Source organism: Corallococcus silvisoli (assembly GCF_009909145.1).
Lineage (GTDB): Bacteria > Myxococcota > Myxococcia > Myxococcales > Myxococcaceae > Corallococcus > Corallococcus silvisoli.
Map to the genome: position 1 here is coordinate 137,371 of NZ_JAAAPJ010000019.1, position 19,997 is coordinate 157,367.

At 69.9% G+C, this 19,997-nt stretch carries 8 protein-coding genes; 1 reads left to right on the forward strand and 7 read right to left on the reverse strand.

The window, feature by feature from the left end:
- Window positions 1-4: 4 nt before the first annotated feature.
- The 5 genes from GTY96_RS31280 to GTY96_RS31300 form a co-directional block, all read right to left on the reverse strand.
- Window positions 5-3,643, reverse strand: coding sequence for a flagellar motor protein (locus tag GTY96_RS31280; RefSeq protein ID WP_407926990.1), 3,639 nt, complete (start codon window positions 3,641-3,643; stop codon window positions 5-7).
- A 305-nt stretch (window positions 3,644-3,948) separates the two neighbouring features.
- On the reverse strand, window positions 3,949-5,898 hold the full coding sequence (locus tag GTY96_RS31285) for a hypothetical protein (RefSeq protein WP_328701069.1): 1,950 nt from the start codon (window positions 5,896-5,898) through the stop codon (window positions 3,949-3,951).
- 143 nt (window positions 5,899-6,041) lie between these two features.
- Window positions 6,042-7,019 (reverse strand): FecR domain-containing protein, encoded by a 978-nt coding sequence (locus GTY96_RS31290; protein ID WP_143904867.1) that lies wholly within the window; start codon window positions 7,017-7,019, stop codon window positions 6,042-6,044.
- Window positions 7,020-7,051: 32 nt separating this feature from the next.
- Window positions 7,052-8,887: a sensor histidine kinase gene (locus GTY96_RS38440; RefSeq protein ID WP_143904866.1), complete on the reverse strand. Its 1,836-nt coding sequence runs from the start codon at window positions 8,885-8,887 to the stop codon at window positions 7,052-7,054.
- Window positions 8,884-12,222: a response regulator gene (locus tag GTY96_RS31300; protein WP_161666631.1), complete on the reverse strand. Its 3,339-nt coding sequence runs from the start codon at window positions 12,220-12,222 to the stop codon at window positions 8,884-8,886. The genes GTY96_RS38440 and GTY96_RS31300 overlap by 4 nt, the downstream gene beginning before the upstream one ends.
- Window positions 12,223-12,418: 196 nt before the next feature.
- Between GTY96_RS31300 and lexA the strand changes: the two genes are divergently transcribed.
- Window positions 12,419-13,087 (forward strand): transcriptional repressor LexA, encoded by a 669-nt coding sequence (gene lexA, locus GTY96_RS31305; protein ID WP_143904864.1) that lies wholly within the window; start codon window positions 12,419-12,421, stop codon window positions 13,085-13,087.
- 55 nt (window positions 13,088-13,142) lie between these two features.
- Here lexA and GTY96_RS31310 read toward each other — a convergent pair whose 3' ends face one another.
- Window positions 13,143-14,426 (reverse strand): hypothetical protein, encoded by a 1,284-nt coding sequence (locus GTY96_RS31310; protein WP_161666632.1) that lies wholly within the window; start codon window positions 14,424-14,426, stop codon window positions 13,143-13,145.
- On the reverse strand, window positions 14,426-19,957 hold the full coding sequence (locus tag GTY96_RS38635) for a FlgD immunoglobulin-like domain containing protein (protein ID WP_161666633.1): 5,532 nt from the start codon (window positions 19,955-19,957) through the stop codon (window positions 14,426-14,428). The genes GTY96_RS31310 and GTY96_RS38635 overlap by 1 nt, the downstream gene beginning before the upstream one ends.
- Window positions 19,958-19,997 lie beyond the last annotated feature (40 nt).

Sequence of the window (19,997 nt, forward strand, 5' to 3'; positions counted from 1 at the left end):
GCGCCTACCAGGCCACTTCCGCCCGCAGGTAGAGGCGGTCCGGAGCATCCTCCGATTCGGCTCCCAGACCCAAACCGCTGAAGCCCAGGACCGTGTACCCCAGGGCAATCCGCAGGCGCTCGTCGAGCCGGTACGCCACCTCCGGACGGAGCGCGCTCAGCCCCTGCCCGTCCGCGGCCGAGGTGCGCCTCACGCCCTCCACCGCGACCTCCAATCCCCCCAGCACCCGCACCGACGGACGCAGCGTGCCCGTCCACACCCACCGCGCGGAGTCCCCCAGGCTGGAGCGCCCGACGTGCAGGCCCGACGCGACGGAGAGCCGGTTCCCCAGCCGCACCGCCGGCATCAACGACAGCGTCTGGAGCACCCGGTCCCCGAAGACGGAACGCGCCCCGGGGGACAGCTCGCGCGTGAGGCCGTAGCGAGCCACCACCAGCCAGGGCCCGGGCCGCCAGACGAGCGCCGCGAACCCCTCCGCGAACCGCGCCTCCAGGCCATCCCGGCCCGCGGTGTGCGCGAAGTCCAGCCGTCCGGAGGCCGTCACGTCCTTCAGGAGCTGCGCCTCGGCGGCCAGCGCCAGCACCACCTGGGTGCGGTCCACCGGGCCCGGGGCGCCTCGCGCGGGGGTGCCCTCCTCGTGACGAAGTTCAGCGCGCACGTCCGCCCGGAAGCGCTCCCGCAGCCACTGCGCGGACACACTGGCCACGTCGCGCCGCAGGTCGCTCTTGATGTCCAGCGGCTGGCGCACGCCGCGCTCGTAGCGGGCGCCCGCGCTGAAGCCGCTCTGGCCCGCCGCCCACTGGAACCCCACCGCGCGGGCCAGCCGCAGGGCCGTGGCGTCGTGCGCGCTCACGTCCTCCACGAACAGCGTGGTGCCATCCCCCACCTCCGTGCGCGCGCCCGTCACCGCGCGGGCCGCGCCGAAGTCCGGCCCGTCCACGTCCACGGAGTAGCCGCCGTAGTACGTCTCCAGTCCGCGCCGCACCCGCGCGTCCAGCCACGCTTGTGGGCCCAGCTGAGGGCCCCAGCCGCCCTTGACGCCCACGCTGGCGTCCTCGTCCAGCATCACGTCCACGCCCGCGGAGGTGAAGGTGTCATCCATCCGGCCCGGGCCCGCGCCCCGCTCGTTCACCCGCTGCCGGTGGCCCACGGTCACGGTGATGCCACGAGACACAGCGTAGGAGCCCGCCACGCCCAGGGACGTCCGGCCGCCCTCGAGCGCCTCTCCCACGCCGGCCACCTCCGCGGCGCGCAGCCAACTGTCGCGCACCTCCACGCTCACGCCCAAGGGGCGGAACTCGTAGCCCACCGCGGCCCCCAGCGTGCGGGCCGCGAAGGGCGTGTCTTCGAAGGGCAGGCGTGGATCCGCGGAGCGGCGATCATCGCCCAGGAGCGTGAGCGACACCGGCCCCAGGGGCTGCACCACCCGCAGTGACAGCTGCCGGAAGCGGGCGGCATCCAGGTGAGCGCCATCCGAGAAGCCCTTGGAGCGCTCGCGCCACGCGGCATCCAGGGAGCCTCCCTGGCCCAGGGGATCCGACCCGCTCACGCGCAGGCCCACCGCGCCGCCATGGTCATCCTGGGTGCCCACGGGGCGGAGGAAGGACAGGCCTCCGTCGTCGGAGACGCCCAACACGCTGGACTCCACCGCGAGGCCCCGGCTGGAGGCGGCCTCGGCGATGAGGGAATAGCCCCACAGCGACGTCTGGCCGCGTCCGGACAGCAGCTGGAAGGGCGCACCCATCCGGCGCTCGCGCACCGCGGCCAGGCCCACGGTGGAGCCGCGCCAGCGCGCCCAGGCCTCGCCCCCCACCGAGTCGCGCGGGTCGCCTGTTCGCAGCACGGCGTAGTCCACGACGAGCACCGGTTCGGGCCACTGGGTGAGCGCGTCCGTGCGCAGCAGCGAAGCCCCGGCGAGGAACGACAGGGGGCGCGCGAGCAGGATGCGCCCCGCGAGGTAGTCGATGTCGTAGTCGCGTCCCCGCATTAGGTGCTGCTCGCCCAGTGGCAGGCCGGTGACGCCGTCGCGCACCTCCACGCGGATCAGCTCCGACCCCTCCGCCACGGCGCCGCCCCCGAGGTAGTAGAGGCTGCCCCCGGTGGCCCGCAGCTCCTCATGCGCGGGCACCGCGGCCAGTCCGCGCGTCGGGTCGACCAGTCCCCCCGCGAACATGTTCAGGCCCACGCACACCTCGCCCAGTTGTTCGCGCAGCTCCGCGTAGGGGCCGAAGAGGGGGCGGTGGTAGCGGCCCACTTCGCGGTCCTGGAGGAGCGCGCGGTACGTGCCGAAGCCCGCGCGGCCGTACTGCTCATGGCGGGCTTCCAGGCGCAGGCGCCCCTCCGAGGGGTTGGGGGTGAGGGACACCGAGTCATCGCCCCACTGCGCCGGAACGAGGTCGGGATCCGGCCAGCGGTCGAAGCGCTCCGGCAGGCGAGGACGCAGCCAGTCCACGAGGGGCGCGTCATGCAGCTGGCGCACGTCGATGTCGCTCAGCTCCAGCTCACCCACCACCTGCACCGGCCCCACCTGCGCTTCGCCATGGACCGCGCCCCGGCCCCGGAGACGGAAGCCGCCGCCCGCTGGCGCGATGCTGGCTTCCACGTCGAGCAGACCCACGGCAAAGGGCTGGGCGCGCGCTTCGACGGACACCGTCGCGGAGCCCGAGGTCCCGTCCGGAGGGCTCAGGGTGAGGGGGATGTCGTTGCGTCCTGGCCCGAGCCGCACGGGCAGGCGCGCCTGGCCGTCCGGGCCCACGAAGGACGTCTCGTCAGGTGACGTCACGCTCGTGCCGGGGGCCGCCTCGATGCGCAGGGACGTGTCCCCGGTGGGCAGAGGGCCCTCCGCGGAGAGCCCGCGCACGGTGCCCAGGCGGGACACCTTGCCCGGGATGACGAGCCAGCCGCGCGCGCCGCGTCGCACCACGTCGAAGCGCTGCTGGAGGAAGTCCACCGCTCCGTCCGCGGAGGTGGTGGTGAGGGTGATGACGTTCGCACCCGGCGTGAGCGGCACCCTCGCCTGCCATGCACCGGAGGCGTCCACGGTCGCCTCCACGTCGCCCGCGCGGATCCGATCTCCGGCGGAGGCCTGACCGCTGATGAGGAAGCGAAGTCCACCTGGGGCGACGCGCGCCTCGGGGGGGCGGCTGGGCGCGGTGGCGAGCGGCACGGGCGGGCGCTCGGGAGGGGTACGCACGGCGAAGTCCTGGAGGACGGCGGCGCCCCAGGGCACCTCCACGGTCGCGGTCCTGGGGATGACCTGACTGGCCGGCGGCAGACTGCGCACGTCGACCTTCAGCTGGTGACGTCCGGGACGCAGGTGCGGGCCGTCGGTCAGGTCCGGCACGCGGGAGTCCACGCCGGTGAGGTGGTAGCGGCCGGCGGCGTCGGTGCGCACCTCGCGGCCGGTGGCCAGCACCAGCCGCACCTCCGCGAGTCCGGGCTCGTCGAGAGCGCAGAGCCCGTCGCCATTCACGTCCACGCAGACCCGGCCCGCGATGGTCGAGGCCTGCGTCGGAGGCTCCGACGCCAGCGTCTGCGCGGAGGCCACCGGCGCGAGCAGCAGCACGAGGACGACGAGGCTCACCAGGCTCGACAGCCCGCGCCCAGCCCGTCCGGGCGCACCCACGAGGACGACGTGGCGCATCAGGCTCGAAAGCCCGCGCCCAACCCGTCCGGGCGCATCCACGAGGACGACGTGGCGCGTCAGGCTCGACAGCCCGCGCCCAGCCCGTCCGGGCGCATCCACGAGGACGACGTGGCGCATCAGGCTCGAAAGCCCGCGCCCAGCCCGTCCGGGCGCACCCACGAGGACGACGTGGCGCATCAGGCTCGAAAGCCCGCGCCCAGCCCGTCCGGGCACTTCCGCCTCGCGCCATCTCGCGAGACACGAACGCGCATCCCCGCCCCACTCGGGCGCGGTCGTCGCGGCGTGCGCGGGACACGGGCACTTCAAGGCCGCACCTCTTCAATCGCGGTCACGCCCGTGCGCACATCCGCCACGGAGACGCTCACGGGGCCACTCGCGCCCCGCACCGTGAAGCGCGTGCGCCCGTCCCGCACCGACTCCTCGCTCCGCTCGCCCCCGGACAGCGCGACGTGCACCGGCCGATCCACCAGGACGTGGCCGAGCGAGTCCTCCACCCAGCACGTCACCCGCGCGCCCTCCACGTGCACCCGCACGTTGACCGGGAGCGGCGGCCCCAGCTCCACCTTCCGCACGACGGGCGCGGGCACCAGCGGCTCGGACTCCGGGAACACGGGCCCCCCGGGGGCCAGGACGTGCACCGTGACGGAGAGCCCCGGCCACACGGCATGCGACACGCGCAGCCCGTCGGTCGACCCCGCGCCCTGATCCAACGCGCCCAACCGCAGCGTGCCATCCTCCCCCGTCACCTTCTCCACCGCGCCCACGCGAAGCGGCTGCCGCGGCACGGGCCAGCCCGCCAGATCCACCACCCCCGCCACGAGCCCCCCCTCCAGCCGCCACACCGCGAGCCGCGCGGGCTCCGTCCCCAGCGGCCCGAACGCACGCACCGTCAGCTCCGCGCTGGAAGCCCCGGTCCCTGTCGGCGCCCGCCAGGGCAAGGTGAAGGTCCCCAGCGGAGCCTCCACCGCCTGGCCCGGCGTTCCCACGGAAGAGGCGATCTCCACCTTCGCGTCGGGGCGAGGCTGGCCCGCCGCGTCGCGCGCCACCACCACCACCTCGCCCGTCGTGCCCTCGTGGATCAGCGGCTCTGGCAGCGACACCGCCACGTCGCGCACGGCGCCCTGCACCAGCTGCATGGGCAGCGACTCGCGCGATCCGGGGCCGCGCTGAGGCCACGCCGCGTCGATCCGCTCATCCGCCGCCAGCGTGCGCGGCGCCGTGTAACGCCACTCCAGCATGCCGTTCGGATCGCGCAGGGGCCCTTCCAGCCGGCCGTACTTCGCCTTCACGGTGACGCGGGCATCGCCCACCGGGAGGCCCTTCGCGTCGCTGGTGGCGCACAACAGCCGGGCCTGGGACACGCCGTCCGCGGGCAGCCGCTGAGGGTTGAGCACGCACGCCAGACCGTCCGTGGGTGGCAGCTGGAGATCGATGGCGATCCGCTCCTCGTTGCCCGCGCGATCCTCCACCACGCCCCGGGCCATCGGGTAGCCAGGAGGCACGACCAGCGGCAGCACGAAGCGCCCATCGGTGCCCACCTGCACGGGCCCGAAGCGCTTGCCCGCGACCTCCAGGGACACCTGCGCCCCAGGCTCGCTCTTGCCCGGCAGGTCCACCGAAGCCGCCAGCGGCACCAGCAGCCGCCCGTAGGCGCCATGGACCGACTGCGGATGCGGCCACGCGGACAGCGCCACCAGGATGGCCGCCTCGGGCAGGCGCGTCTTGGGGAGCACGTAGCGGGCCACGTAGGTCCCGGGGCCCGAGTGCGTGAGCCCCTCCACCTGCCCCGTGCTCGCGCGCAGCACCGGGGGCGCGCCGCTGTCATCCGGCGTGCCGTCCGGACGCAGCCGCCTCACGGTGAGCGTCGCCTCCGTGTCGCGCCCCTTCACCGGGAGGGCGGGCTCCAGCGACAGCTCCATGCGGCTCGCGGGCGGCCCCACGTCGTAGCGCGCCTGGGCCTCCTCCCCTTCCCCCTTCGCGTGCACCACCACCTCACGCGCCTGGGGCAGGGGCACCACCACGTAGGTGCACAGCGGCGCCGCCGTCGGGCCGGGCCTCACCTGTGCGCCGTCCGCCGTCACCGTGGACAGCGTGAACGGCACCGGCCGCCCCTGGGCATCGCGGCGCACCACCGCCACCGTGAAGCCTTCCGGCGGCACGGGCACATCCGGGCCGAGCAGCTCCAGGGAAGCCGCCCAGACCGGGGCACAAACCAACACCAGCGCGGTGATCAGAAGACGTTCCAGGGCCACCCGACTCTACAAGGCCCTCCGCGGGGACTGCACCACTTTGCTGCCACCCGCGCGCGGATCCCCCAGCCCCTCGGCCCGGGCGTCCTCCCCGGCGGCGGGCCCGACCCTCCAGGTGGAACCGCCCCCGCAGGACCTCCCGCGGCTCACGGAGGGGCGTCGCCGGCCCGCTTCCAGAGGTCCTCGGTCTTGACCTGCATCCTGGGCGCCTTCGTGTCCACCAGCACGTCGCGTTGATCCTCTTGACGCACGCCGCCCACGCCGCGGGCGACCACCTTCACGGTGTTTCGGCCCTCCTTGAGGGCCACCTCGCGCTCGAAATGGCCGTCCTTGTCCGTCGGCACCAGGACGCCGTCCACGACCACCCGGCTGCCCGGATCCGTGTCGCCGGTGACGGTGACGGTGCGCTTGCGCAGCGCCTTGTCGTCGGGCCAGGCCATCTTCAGGAAGACGGTGCTGGGGATGGCCGCGGGCTCGCTGGGCGCCTGACCGGGAAGGATGGTGGACCGCTGGCCCGCGCGGACGATGACGAACTTCCCCTCCTTGCCCGTGAGCTTCACGTCACCCGCGCGCGTGCCCACGCTCACGGTGCCCGCGCCGTTGTTGGTCATGGTGAACGTGCCTCCGGTGGTGCTGGCCTCCGCGTCGCCGCCCTTCGCCTTCAGCTCGAAGGTATGGCGCTTGTTGGCGCGGCCCCGCACGGTGGCGGTGGCCTCGCCGTTGTTGAGGAAGAACCGCGACAGCGAGTCCGTCAGCGCCGCCACGGACACCTCGGTGCCATCCTCCAGGCGCACCTCCGCGAGGTCCCCGTTCACCAGCACCGCGAAGGAGTTGTCCCCCGTGCGAACCACGTCCGTGGGGCGCAGCGGCATGTTGCGGGTCGCGGGCCCCCAGGCCCCGTCACCGTGCCGCACGTCCACGGTGCCGTCGAAGTCACTCAGGACCAGCTCCACCGCCTTCGCGGGCTCCACCGGCGCGACGACGACGGGCGGGGGTGTGGACGGGGGCGTGGGGACGGGCGGCTCCCGCAGGAAGACGAACCAGCCCACCGGCAGCGCGGCCAGGATGAGCACGAGCCCGACGAGGAACGGCACCGGTCGTCTGCGGGAAGAAGGAGCGGCCATGCGAAGGCCTTAGCTAGCACACGCGGTGGGCTTCATGCCCGGGGCAGCACGATGGTGAACCGAGCCCCCTGCCCTGCTTCCGAGCGGACCTCCAGCGTCCCCCCGGCCTCCGTGATGATTCGCCACGCGACACTCAGGCCCAGGCCCACATTGGACCAGACGTCCTTGGTCGTGAAGAAGGGCTCGAAGATGCGCGGCCGGATGTTCTCCGCGATGCCCTTGCCCGTGTCCTCCACCTCCAGGGTGCACATCCCGTCCCGCTCGCCGGTCCGCAGGGTCAGCCGCTTCACCTGCGACTTCAGCATCGCGGTGCGCGCGTTGGACAGCAGCGCCAGCAACACCTGCGACAGGTGCCCGGGGTCCGCCTTCACGCGAGGCAGCTCCCCGCTCAGCTCCGTCACCAGGTCGATGCCCTCCCCACGCGTCTGGTTCTCCGTGAGGCTCAGCGCGTCACGCACCACCGCGTTGAGGTCCACGGGCCGCAGGTCCGGGCGCTCGCGCTGTTGGGAGAAGCGCAGCAGGTTCTGGGTGATGTCCTTGCAGCGCTTGGCGCTCTGCTCGATCTTCCGCAGCGTCTCGATGTCCGCGTCGTCGCCGCCCCGGTCCAGCAACAGCAGCTGCACGTTGCCGAGGATGCCAGCCAGCGGGTTGTTGATCTCGTGCGCCACGCCCGCGCCCAGCTGGCCCACCGCCGCCAGCTTCTGCGCCTCCACCAACTGCGCCTGCGCGGCGCGCAGCTCCGCCGTGGCCTCCTCCACCCGGACGCGCAGGTCGTCGTTCCAGCTCATCAGCCGCGCGCGTGAAGCCTCCAGCTCCGCGCCCATGCGGTTGAAGGTGGACGCAAGCTCGCTCAGCTCGTCCTGGCCCTCCACGCGCAGGCGCCGCTCCAGCTCCCCGCGGCCATAGGCCTCCGCGCCCTCCACCACCTCCCCGAGCCGGCGGTCGAGCCGGCGGGTGAACAGCGTGCCCAACGCCAGCAGCACCGCCAGCGCGCTGGCCACGGACGCGAGCACCGTGGTGCGCAGCTCCCGCACCGGCATCAGCGCCAGGGCCTCGTCCACCGTCAGGACGACGCCCATCTCCAGGGCCTCCACCCGGGCCACGCTCACCCGGCGCGCGGGATCCTTCAACCGGAAGCTCTTCGCGGTGTCCGACCCCTGGACGGACTTCAGCGCCTCGCGAAGCTCCGGCTCCAGCGCCACCATGCGCCGGGTCGGCAGGGAGCTGGCCAGCACGCGCCCCTCGCTGTCCACCACGTCCAGCCGCGCCAGCCCCTCCCCCGCGCGCCGCAAGAGCAGCGCCTCCAACTGGGTGAAGACGATCTCCGCGACCGCGAAGGGCGCTTCGGCCCCTGCTCCCAGCTTCACCGCGACCGCGACGGCGGCGGCGCCGCTGCCTCCGTGCGGATACGCACCGCCCAGCGCCGCCTGACCCTTGCCGCCCTGGAGCGACGCCACCGGCACCGCGTGCGCCAGCCGCTCCAGCTCCGCGGAGTCGAAGCCCGGATGGCCCTGGGCCGGCTCCGCGCGGTACACGGCCGGCCCCAGGGGCTGTCCCTCGGCGTCCGTCTGGATGACGGCGCTCACCGTGGTGGACTGGCCGTACAGGAGCAGGAGCATGCCGCGCACCTCGTCGGGCGTGGCGTGCTCCCAGGGCAGCAGCTCCGCGGACCGGGCCAGGCCGTTGACGACCTCCATCAGGCTCGCCTCCACGGCCTCGGCGGTGGCGGTGGCCAGCGCGCGCTGCTGCGCGTCGATGTGGTCGGCGACGGCCGTCTCCGCGCGCGACAGCAGGAGGAAGCCCACGACGGCCAGGGGCAGCACCGTCGTGGCCAGCATGAAGAGGATGAGCTGCTGGTAGAGCCTCATCCGGTGACGGAGCGGACCACGCGCTCCAGGTCGCTGCGCAGGAAGACGGAGCCCGGGATGGCCTTCGCCCGCTTCTTCATGTCCGCGGCGCGGCGCGCGAGCTCCGCGTGGTCATGCGCGACGCCGTCCGTCATCACCGCCACCACGGACACGCTCATGATGGGGAAGTGGCGCTTCTCCCCGAAGCGATCCTCCGCCTCGATGTGGCCGCGCTCCCGGTCCTGCCGGTCGTAGTAGAGCGGGATGATGCGGTCGAACGCCTCGATGGCCCGCTGACACACCCGGTCCACCGACTCCACGGACGTGATGAAGACGAAGTCGTCGCCCGCCACGTGGCCCAGGAAGTCTCCGGTGGCGCCCTCCTGCTGGAAGATCTCCCGCATCAGGTCCCCCGTCTGGCGCACCACGCCGTCCGCCTTCGCGAAGCCGTAGTAGTCGTTGTAGGCCTTGAGGTTGTCCAGGTCCAGGTAGCAGAACGCGAACGGCTGGCGCGCGGTCAGCCGCCGCTGCACCTCGCGCTCGATGGCGGTGGAGCCGGGCAGCTGCGTCGTGGGCGACGAGGACAGCTCCTGCTCCTTGCGCCGCAGCATGCTCTCCACGCGCGCCCCCAGCTCCAGCGCGTCGAAGGGCTTGGTGATGTAGTCGTCGCCGCCCAGCTTCAGCGCGCGCACCTTGGAGGACGTCTCCGTGCGCGCGGAGATGAAGATGACGGAGATGTGGCCGCTGGCGCGCTCGGCCTTGATCTCCTCCAGGAACGCGAACCCGTCGCCGTCCGGCAGCGTGACGTCCAGGAGCACCGCGTCCGGCCTGCGCTCGCGCAGGGAGCGCCGGCCCTCCTCCACGCTGTGCGCGACGCCCACCTCGAAGCCCAGCCCCTCCAGCACCTCGCGGCAGATGAAGGCGATCTTCGCGTCGTCGTCCACCACCAGCACGCGCCCGTGCTGGCCGCCGCCCCGGCCTCGAGACAGCGAGTCCACCGTGGCCATCAGCTTGTCGCCAGCCAGGGGGCGCACGAGGAACGCATCCGCGCCCGCGCGGAAGGCGCGCTGGCGCTCGTCGAACGCGGAGGTGAGCAGCAGGGGCGCGCGGCGCGTCTCCGGATCATGCCGGAGGATCTCAGCCAGCCGCAGGCCGTCCACGTCCGGCAGCCGCACCGACACGAGCAGCACGTCCGGGTGCATGTTCCGGGCGGCGCTCAGGCCCTCCTCCGCGGACCCGGCCAGGCGCACGCGGTAGCCTCGCGCGCCGAGCAGGGCCTTCATGATGTGGCCCACCTCGGGCTCGCCTTCGATGATGAGCACCTTGCCGCGCGAGTCCGAGCGCACCGGCTGCGGCGCGGGCAGCGTGTCCACGCCCGCCTGCGACAGCACGTCCTGGGGCGGTTCGGTGGGCAGCACGGCGATGAAGCGCACGCCGTCATGAGAAGGCTCGGACCAGATGCGGCCGCCGTGGGCCTCCACGATGTTGCGGCAGATGGCCAGGCCCAGGCCGGTGCCGCGCACGGTGCGGTTGGCCTGGGTGCGCGCCTGCTCGAAGCGGTCGAAGATGCGCTCCAGGCTGTCCTCGGCGATGGGGTCGCCGCTGTTCCAGCAGGAGAGCACCACGTAGCCGGGCAGGCTGGAGGTGGCGCGCAGCTCCACGCGCACCTCGCCGCCCTCCGGGGTGAACTTCACCGCGTTGTTGAGCAGGTTGTTGAGCACCTGGTTCACGCGGTTGGGGTCCACCATGGCGCGCAGCGGGTGCTGCGGCAGCTGGGGCAGCACGCGCACGCGCTTCTCCGCGAAGGCGGGCCCGTACTTCTCCACCACGCGCTGGACCAGCTCCTCCAGGTAGATGCGCTCGAAGCTCATCCGCAGCCGGCCCTGCGCGAACTTCGACAGGTCCAGCAGGTCATCCACGATGCTGTTGAGCTTCTCCGCGGAGTCCTTGGCGAGCGACAGGTAGCGGTGCTGCCGTTCGTTGATGTCCCCCGCCATCCGGTTGAGCACCAGGTCCAGCGCGCCGGTGATGGAGGTGAGCGGCGTGCGCAGCTCGTGGCTCACCATGGAGACGAACGCGTCCTTGCGCTCCTCCAGGCGCTTCTGGTCGGTGATGTCGCGCAGCACCACGCACACGCCGCGCAGGGTGCCGCGCGCGTCGTTGACGGGCGTCACGGTGGTCTGCACGGTGCGCTCGAAGAGCTTCACGTCCTCGCGCAGCACCTGGTGGCCGCTGTACTCCAGGTTGCGCACCAGCTGGAACGGCTGGAAGCCCAGGCGCTCCTCCAGCAGGCGGTTGGAGGGCACCTGCCCGCCCTCCTCCACCGTGCGCAGGATGCGGCGGGCCGCGGGGTTCATCACGACGATGTCGTTCTTCTCGTCGGTGAGCACCACGCCGTCCGCCATGGACGCGACCATGCGCTCCATGCGGTGGCGGGCCTCCTCCTCCGCCGAGCGCAGCGACTGGATGGCGTCCGCCGTCTGGTTGGCGAGCACGTCCAGGAGCAGCCCGTCGTCCTCGGTGAACGCGTCCGCGCGGTGGGAGAACAGCGACAGCATGCCCACGGGCCGGCCCGCGGCGGTGAGGTTCACCGTGAGCTGGTTGGGGTAGACGACGGGCGACGCGGCGTCCTGGGTGGTGGTGCCGGTGACGCGGGTGATGACGCGGTCCTCCGGCAGGGCCAGCCCGCTGCTCTTGCGGTACGCGCCGAGCATGGACTCCTTGACGCCCAGGAGCGCCTGCTCGCCCACGTTGCCCACGCACCGCAGGCGCAGCGTGGCGCCGCGCTGGCCGTCCGGCGCGATGAGGGCCGCGCCGCAGTCGTACGGCAGCACGCGGGCCACGGCGGTGAGCACGCGGTCGATGATGGCGTCGTAGCTGGCGGGGTCGTTGGCGCTGGCGCGGCTGACCTCGTAGAGGACGAAGAGGGCCTCCACCCGCTGGTGCAGCTGGCGGATGAGCTTCTCCTTGTCCTTGCGCAGCTGCGCGAACTCCACCGCGTTCTTCACGGTGATGAGCAGGTCGTTCACGTCCCAGGGCTTGGTGACGTAGCGGTAGACCTGCCCCTGGTTGATGGCCGCGATGATGTCCTGAGGGTCCGTGTAGGCCGTCAGGAGCAGCGTCGTGACATCGATGCCTTCCGCCCGGGCGGCGGTGACGAGGTCGATGCCCGTCATCTCTGGCATGCGTTGGTCGGTGACGAGGACGTCCACGGCCTCGGTCCGCAGGATTTCCAGGGCTGCCCGGCCGTTGGGGGCGGTGAGGACGCGATAGCGCCGCTGGAACATCCGACTGAGGATGTCCAGGACGTCGGCCTCGTCATCGACGAAGAGCAGCGTGTGGCGGAGGTCGGACACGGCGGTACCAAGTGTACGCCGAGATCAACGCGCCTCCTCAAGTTGCAAGAAAGTCGGGTTGAGGGCAGCACGCACGGTATGGGTGGGGGCACTGAACGGATTGACTCTACACGTATGTTCAGGGAGCATGGGGTACTGAAATTCTGTTGCCCATCACCGCCGGAGCGGGCGGGCAGGCGGGCGAAGGAGAGCGGCCATGGAAGAGCTCACGGAGCGCCAGCGGGAGATCCTGACCTTCATCGTGAAGGAGTCGGAGGTCCGAGGCTTCCCCCCGACCATCCGGGAGATTGGGGAGCACATGGACATCCGCTCGACCAACGGGGTGAACGACCACCTGAAGGCCCTGGAGCGCAAGGGCTACCTGACGCGAGGCGAGCAGCAGAGCCGCTCGCTGGTGCCCACCAAGCGGGCGAGGCTGCTCCTGGGCCTGGGGATGAAGAGCCGCGAGTCCGGGATGATCGAGATCCCCCTGCTGGGCAAGGTGGCGGCGGGTGCGCCGGCGCTGGCGCAGGAGCACATGGAGGACTCGGTCAAGATCGACAGCTTCCTCCTGGGTGGGGTGAACGGCCGGGAGGTGTTCGCGCTCCGGGTCAAGGGCCAGTCGATGATCGACGACGGCATCCATGACGGGGACTACCTCTTCGTGAAGAAGACGCCGTCGGCGCAGCCGGGGGAGATCGTGGTGGCGCTCATCGAGGACGAGGCCACGGTGAAGCGCTACTACCCGGAGGTCGACCGCATCCGCTTCCAGCCGGCGAACGCGACCATGCAGCCCATCTACGTGAACCGCACGGACTTCCGCTCCACGATGATTTTGGGGCAGGTCGTGGGCGTGTACCGGAAGCTGCAGGGCGGCCGGACGTAAGCCGCCGTGGCAGGAAGGGCGCGCCAGCGCGGCACGCCCTTCCCCGCCGGTACTGCTACATCGGCGTGCCGTTGTCCTCGCAGCGGCAGCCAGCGGAATTGCAGACATAGACCGTATTGGGACCGCAGCCGTCCTTCTGGCCGCACTCCCCGGTCCGCAAGGCACAGGCCGTACCTACCGGACAGGTGCCGCACGAGTAGTTGGTAGAGCATCCGTCTGAGAAGGTGCCGCACTGCCGACCCGCGCAGACCTGACTCTCGGTCCTCGGAGCACAGATGCCGCAGACGTTCTGAGTGCCCGCGCCACCGCACGACTCCGGGCTCGTGCAGGTCCCGCAGTCAATGACGCCCCCACAGCCGTCGGAAACATAGCCGCAATTCTTGCCCAGCTGCGCGCATGTCTTCGGCGTGCAGCAGCTGCCACCGCCCAGGCAGACCTGCCCCTGGCCACAGACGCCGCAGTCGACAGTCCCGCCGCAGCCGTCGGCGGCAGGGCCACACGTCCGGCCCAGCTGCGTGCACGTCTTAGGAGTGCAGCAGTTCCCTGCACTCAGGCAAACCTGTCCCTGGCCACAGACGCCACACTGAATCGTGTTGCCGCAGCCGTCGGATGCCGGGCCACAGATGCGCCCCTGCGTCGCGCACGTGCTGGGCGTGCAGCACATGTTGTCCGTCTTGCAGAGCTGGCCGGCAGGACATTCGCCGCAGTCAATGCGGCCAATCGTCGTCTCCGGAACCACACCGCATTGTTTGCCAACGTCGTCGCAGATACCGGATGCCACCCGGAGGGAGATGAGCGTGTCCATCAGCGCCTGATACGTGGGGTAAGGCGTCCTCGGCGCATTCGCGGGCGGAGTATGGATGTTGACGCCAGAGCTGGCACCAAGCGACAGCGCACTCTTCTGTTGGACACGCAGGCTGGCCCCCCCCAGACTCCGCGCATCCACGCCGAGCTCCGTCATCCACAACGCGACGTCCACGTCCGGGGGCGGTGCGTCCATCAGAAGCACGGCCTTCCCCGTCTCGAAGGGCGTGAGCAGCATCAGCCCCACACTGTCTCCCAGGACGAACAGCGGCGGCGTGAGGGCCCGGGGAAAGAACAGGCCCTGGTTCGCGACATCGACACGGATCAACAGGCCGTCCTGCGCGATGGCCTCCTGCCCGTTGCGCCAGACGGTGAAGCCTTCGGCGATGTGCACGGCTTCGACAGAGGTCACCGTGCCGAGCCCGGAGTTCTGGGAACGGACCCGGACAGGCGCTTCCGGTGCACGGGCAGCGGGTGCCCGGTCGGAACAAGAGACGGTCAGCCCCACGAGGAGCAGCAGCCACATGCGGTTCATCAGAACTCAATCTCCAGGTCATCCAGGGCCACACGGCCCTGGGCGGTTTCACCACTGTCCGCCAGACGGATACGGACCTTCGTGATGTTCCCAAGGTCGACGTCCGCGGCCGTGCCAGCGAACCCCGCGACCGGCAACCGGAACGTCTTGAAGGCAGCGGACGTCGTATTCACGTACGGCACCGAGGGATCGATCCCCCCCCCCGGCTTGAAGTGCTGTCCCCACCAAACGCCAGCCGGATAGACGGGCGCGATTTGGTCGAAGCCCTTCAGGGACATGACTTCGCGGTGGCCCGCCCCATCCTCCAACTCCACCTGGAAGCTCAAAGGCCCCCCCGTGGAAGTCAAAGCGTGGAACGGGGCCTGCGCTACCCGGAAATTGAGACTGCGCGCCAGGCGCAGATCCCGCCCCGAGGGAGGCACGGTCTGCTCGTAGGCCATCGCCGTGGTCCACGAGAAGAGCACGCCGCGGGTTTGCTGGAAGAAGCGGTTGGTGGGCTCGGTTTCGAGGGCAAGGTTCGAGTCCAGAAGGAGTTCCTCGGTGACGTCGCCCACGGTGAACGCCACCGGCTGCCCCTGACTGGAGAGGTTGAGGGACGGAGTGGTCTCGAAGTCATCCAGGGGCGTCCTGCGCCGGGTCGTCAACTGGGCCTGAGAGTACATGGAGACTCCAGCGGGCGTTCCCAGCGGGGCCAGCGTCGCCGGCTGCTGCAGGAAGTACTCGCCCGCGGCACGCGAATCCTTGTCGACCATCTTCAGGAATGCCGAGATGTAGGCCGTGGCCACCTGCCGCTGCGCTCCACCGGGGAGCAGCGTGGCGGTCGCGCCCACGGGAGTCGTCAAGGACATCAGCGTGTACTCCAGACCGCCGGCCGGACGTACCGCCATGGGAACCGGCTGCTGGCTGGCATCGCTGTAGGCCCAGCTGGTGTTGAAGAAGTTGTGGTTGGCCCCCTCGATGCGAAGCGCATAGCGGTCCGCCTGCGCGCGATCGTAGTGGATGAACGGGCGCACGAATGAGCTTGCACCGTTCACATCTCCATCCGCGGAGCCATAGATCAACAAGTACGGCACCGTGGGCGACAGGATGTTGAGGCGCTCCACCGCCGAGCTCACCGGTGACAAGCTGATGATGCCACGGATGTTGCTCGCTTGCAGCCCCACCAGAGTCCCTCCTGGAGGAACAGAACCGGGGATCGGCGTGGAGGACGCCAGGTTCTTGAGTTGGTGCTGGGCCACGATCACGGCCTCTCCTCCTCGCGAATGGCCCGCGAGGTAGATACGGGACGCTTCGACCTTCCCAGCGATGTCAGGAACGACGGCCGGGTTGGCGAGCAACAACTCGATGTTCTTCAGGAGGATCCACGCACGAGCCTGGATGCCCGAGCCGTTTGGCAGGGCGGGATAACCGACGTGTGGATCGCCATACAGCGCGTCCAGGTCCACGCTGATGGTGATGAAGCCCTGCGACGCCAGGTGCTCCTGGAGATAGGTGTAGCCGCGGAAGTTCTCATCCGACGTCAGGTCTGAGTCGACCGTCACCTCGATGCGGCTCGGGCTTGAGGAAGTCGGGACGTAGATGAGGCGGGGCATGTGATTGCCATGCGCGATCACCACCAGGGGCCGCTTGACGGACATGTCCACGGGGTAGACCGCCCGGCCACGGAGGGGAACGGAGAAGCCGGCGGGAACCACTCCATCCCACCTCCCTGGCAGCCGGGCCGTGTACGGCGCCCCAGCGTATTTTCCGCCATAGTCAAAGGTCCGGAAGGCGAGCGGGCCCGGGGCCACATAGGAGCCTTCCACTTCGACCGCGGGCGCCCCGGCGGGGCTTACCAACAGGTCTCCCGGATCCAACCTGCCATCCCCCACGAAGTCACCGGGTGCGTCCGCGAAGTTGCCGAAGTCATAGACCACGTCGTAGGCGCCCTCGATCGCCGCCGCCCAGAGCGAAAGGATGACGGGGTCCGCGTTCGCGGCACCGACATCGAGCCGCTTCGCGTTGCCCGACACATTGGTGAGGCTGGGGTTGGCCGCCCACGCGACCGCATCCCGGTGCGCCACGAGGTAGACGTCCGCGCGGCGGCCCGTGCGCTCACGCTGCCGGGTCCGGTCGAGCGCTGCGCGAATGGGACTGCCTGCATTGACGGTCCGCACCTCCCGGAAATGGGGTGTGTGCGCCGTGTTTTCGATGCCCACGCTCGCAGCTGGGGGCGCGAGCCGGTACCGCACGCGCTCCTCGGCCACGATCGTCCCGTTCACCCGATAGGTCATCTTGAAGGTCGCATCACCGGTCAATCCCTTGCCGTAAGCCAGGAGGCGGAGGCCCGACGAGGGCACCTCCGACCACTGCCCGGGCAGCGTGCCCACGGGCTTGTACCCACCGCCCTCTTCGAAAAACTCCACACTCAAGGCCTGGCCACTCTCCTGTTCAAGCGTCACCGTTCCGCCCTGCAGCGTGGGCTCGATCTTGAGCAGCATTGGACTCATACGCAGGCGCCGCTGCGCGAAGTTGGCGCTCGTGACGGCGATCGCCGCGTCATTGCGCTCCAGGTGGATCCAGTCCGGCGCCTCCCCGGGATTCGCGGGAGCAATCACAACCGGATCCAGCGTCAGGCTAAAGAGCGTGAAGGGATGAGGCTCGCTCTTCCCAAGGGAGACGCCATTGCGCGCGGCCTCCGCCTCGAAAGTATAGTCACCCGGCGGAGGCACCACCCCCCCGGCCCCCCGCCCGTCCCAGCTCACGGTCTGCGTGCCACCGGTGCCCCCCGGCAGAGGGCCCGTGGCCACAGTGGTGCCTGACGCGTTCTTGATGCGCCACGTGAAGGAGTCGAGCGCGAGCGCCCCAACGATGCCGGACGCGGAAACCTGGAAGGATGCGGTCCCCGTGGACGACGTCAGCTTCTCACGCTGGACGTATCTGTCACTGGACGCGGCCACCTGCGTCTTCACATCCTCCACCACGATGACCCGCGGACCGGAGGCCACGGCGATCTGCAGACCTACTCCTGTCTGGACGGACAGGATGATGTCGAACGTGCCCGGCAGCAGCGCGCCCGCGCTGTTCCTGCCATTCCAGAACAGGAAGAGCGGCAGGCCTCGGCTGGCCTGGTTCAGCACTGGCGTCACGGCCTCGAAGGCAACATTCGTCGTCCCAGCGTAGACGACATCCATGACAATGGCCGCCCCGGTGGCGAACGCCAGCTCATCGTAGAAAGCGGAGTCCAGGTGCGTCGCGATGAGGACGCCCGCCGTATCGTCCTCGTGGAGGATGCGCTCGCTGCCCGGAACAGGCGCATCGAGACAGGCCAGCGACGCGCAGTTCCCAATGGAGACCAAGGCCGTGTTCGACGACTGTTGCCCAGCACTGTCGTCGTCCTTAACCGTGAGCGTCACCTGCCAGCGCCCCTGGCACGCGGGGGGTACCATCGCACCGGCCGGGAACAGCAGGATGCTTGTCGCCTGGGGCCCACTCGGGAGCATGGGGACGGGACAACCGGGAGTCGGCGGCACAGCGGTCCACTGGTAGTGGGTGATCCCCAGACCTGGAGCCGGCATCGTCCCGTCAAAGGTGTTGTCGACGTCGATACTCAGTGAGCCATCCACCACGATATTGGTCAGGCTGAGCCCCGACAGCAGAACCGTGGGGCGAATTGCGGGTCCAACCGCGCGGGCCTCGGGCGCGGTATCGGGAGGCATCACGCTGACAACGATGCGCTTGGTGCCTGGGTTGCCTTCACCATCCATTCCACGCGCTTCGAACGTCCACTCGCCGGCGGGAAGGGTTTCGGAGCCAAGGTTGAGCACTGGACCGCTGGTACCATACCCCGGGAACAGGGTTTCGATACGCTCCAGCGGATGCTGGGTCAGATCCTGGCTGGCGTACCACTCGTAGATCCCGGTCATGCCAGGGGACACGGTGACGAAGCGACCGTCGGTCAGATGGCAGCGCCCCGCGTCGGTAGGGCATGGCGAGTCCGGATCCTCGGAGAGGCTGACATCCAGGACCAGCGGTCCTGAGCCGATGATGTGCCGTACGGGCGGGTTCCGGAAGATGATCTTGGGCAAGCCATCCAGCAAGACGGTGGCCTCCTGGGTCACCGACTCGTTCTCATCGTCCGTCGCCGTCAGGCGGAAGATCCACGTCCCAGGGACTGCCTGCGCGCCAGTGCCAGCCAGCGCGAAGCTCGTCGAGGTGGCTGCGGGCAACGTCACACCCGCGGACGTGGCGAGGACCGAAGGCACCAGCACCCCTGCGGACTGGGGCGCCTGGACCACTTCCCACTTGAACGTGAGCGAGCCACCATCCTCATCATCCAGGATGCTCGTCTCCAAGTGGATGGGATTGCCCTCGTCCACATGCGTGGCGCCAGACAACTGGATGCGCGGCTTGATGTTGACCACCGTAACGGTGATCTCCTTGGACACCGAGGCGCCCTCGTTGTCGCGCCCTGTCACGCGAAAGCGCCAAGTCCCGACTTCCTTTCCAGTAGTCGGGATGCTGATGCTCGGCTGGGTGGAGTATCCGTTGACAACCCCAGGCGTTGCACCCGCAGGCGCCTGTAGGATGTCCCAACTAAAGGTCAGGTCGCCGCCATCGACGTCCGTGGTGGAAGTGACACCCAACTGGATGTTCTTCTGAACCACCACCTGAGAGGCGCCGGAGATCTCAAAAATCGGAGGAACATTGGGTACGGTGAACTGGACGGAGTAACTCCGTGTCTCTCCTTCGTCGTCATCCACCTCCAGCCGGAAGACCCAGGTACCGATGTCCTTCTCATTGCCGAACGCAATCGACGGAGTAGCGGTCCCCGCGTTGGTGAGTGAGGCCGTGGACGCAACCGGCTTAGAGGTGACCGACCAGCGGTGCACCACGTCGCCGCCGTCGAGATCGTTCGAGTTCGCGTTGAACTGGACCCGCGAGGCCCAATTCGGGCTGGTAGGCGTGAAGGTTGGATTGGCGGACGGCGGGTAGTTCAAAACATTATAGATAACGGTGAATGATTGACGAACCGCGACGCTCGCCTCACAGACGTAATTGCAGGGGGGCCGGTTGATGACGTTCCAGCACCAGCCAGCGTGCGGCACGGTATCAATCCAGCACGAGAACTCATGCTGCCCGATGTCCCTCAGTGAGCGCGGATGAATGATGACATTGTAATCGACGGTGCCATCGCCATTTGCGTCATAAAACGAACAACCGCTTCCCAAATAGAAGAAGTTCGACTCCGTCGTTGGAGTCCTGGGGTCATTGCTATAGCTAGAAATAGGCACACTCGCGCCCGGCGTGAACCGGGTGCGAGAACAATAGGCCTGAGCGGGGAAACGCCCCGGAACATACAAGGCATCGTAGGCAGGACGCCGGGCGAGAATGTTCGCACCAAGAACACTTTGTAGTGCCTGGGATTGCATGGGCACGTCGCCCGCGGGAATATCCAAGGGGAGGAGTCGCGAGAGATAGCTCCCCTGCGTGGACTGGGGTGTGGGAGCGGTCGCGAGAAGATACACGACGAGCAGGGCGGCGGGATTCACGGTCGGATTCCGAAGGTGGCCGTCAGCGACGGGAAGAGGG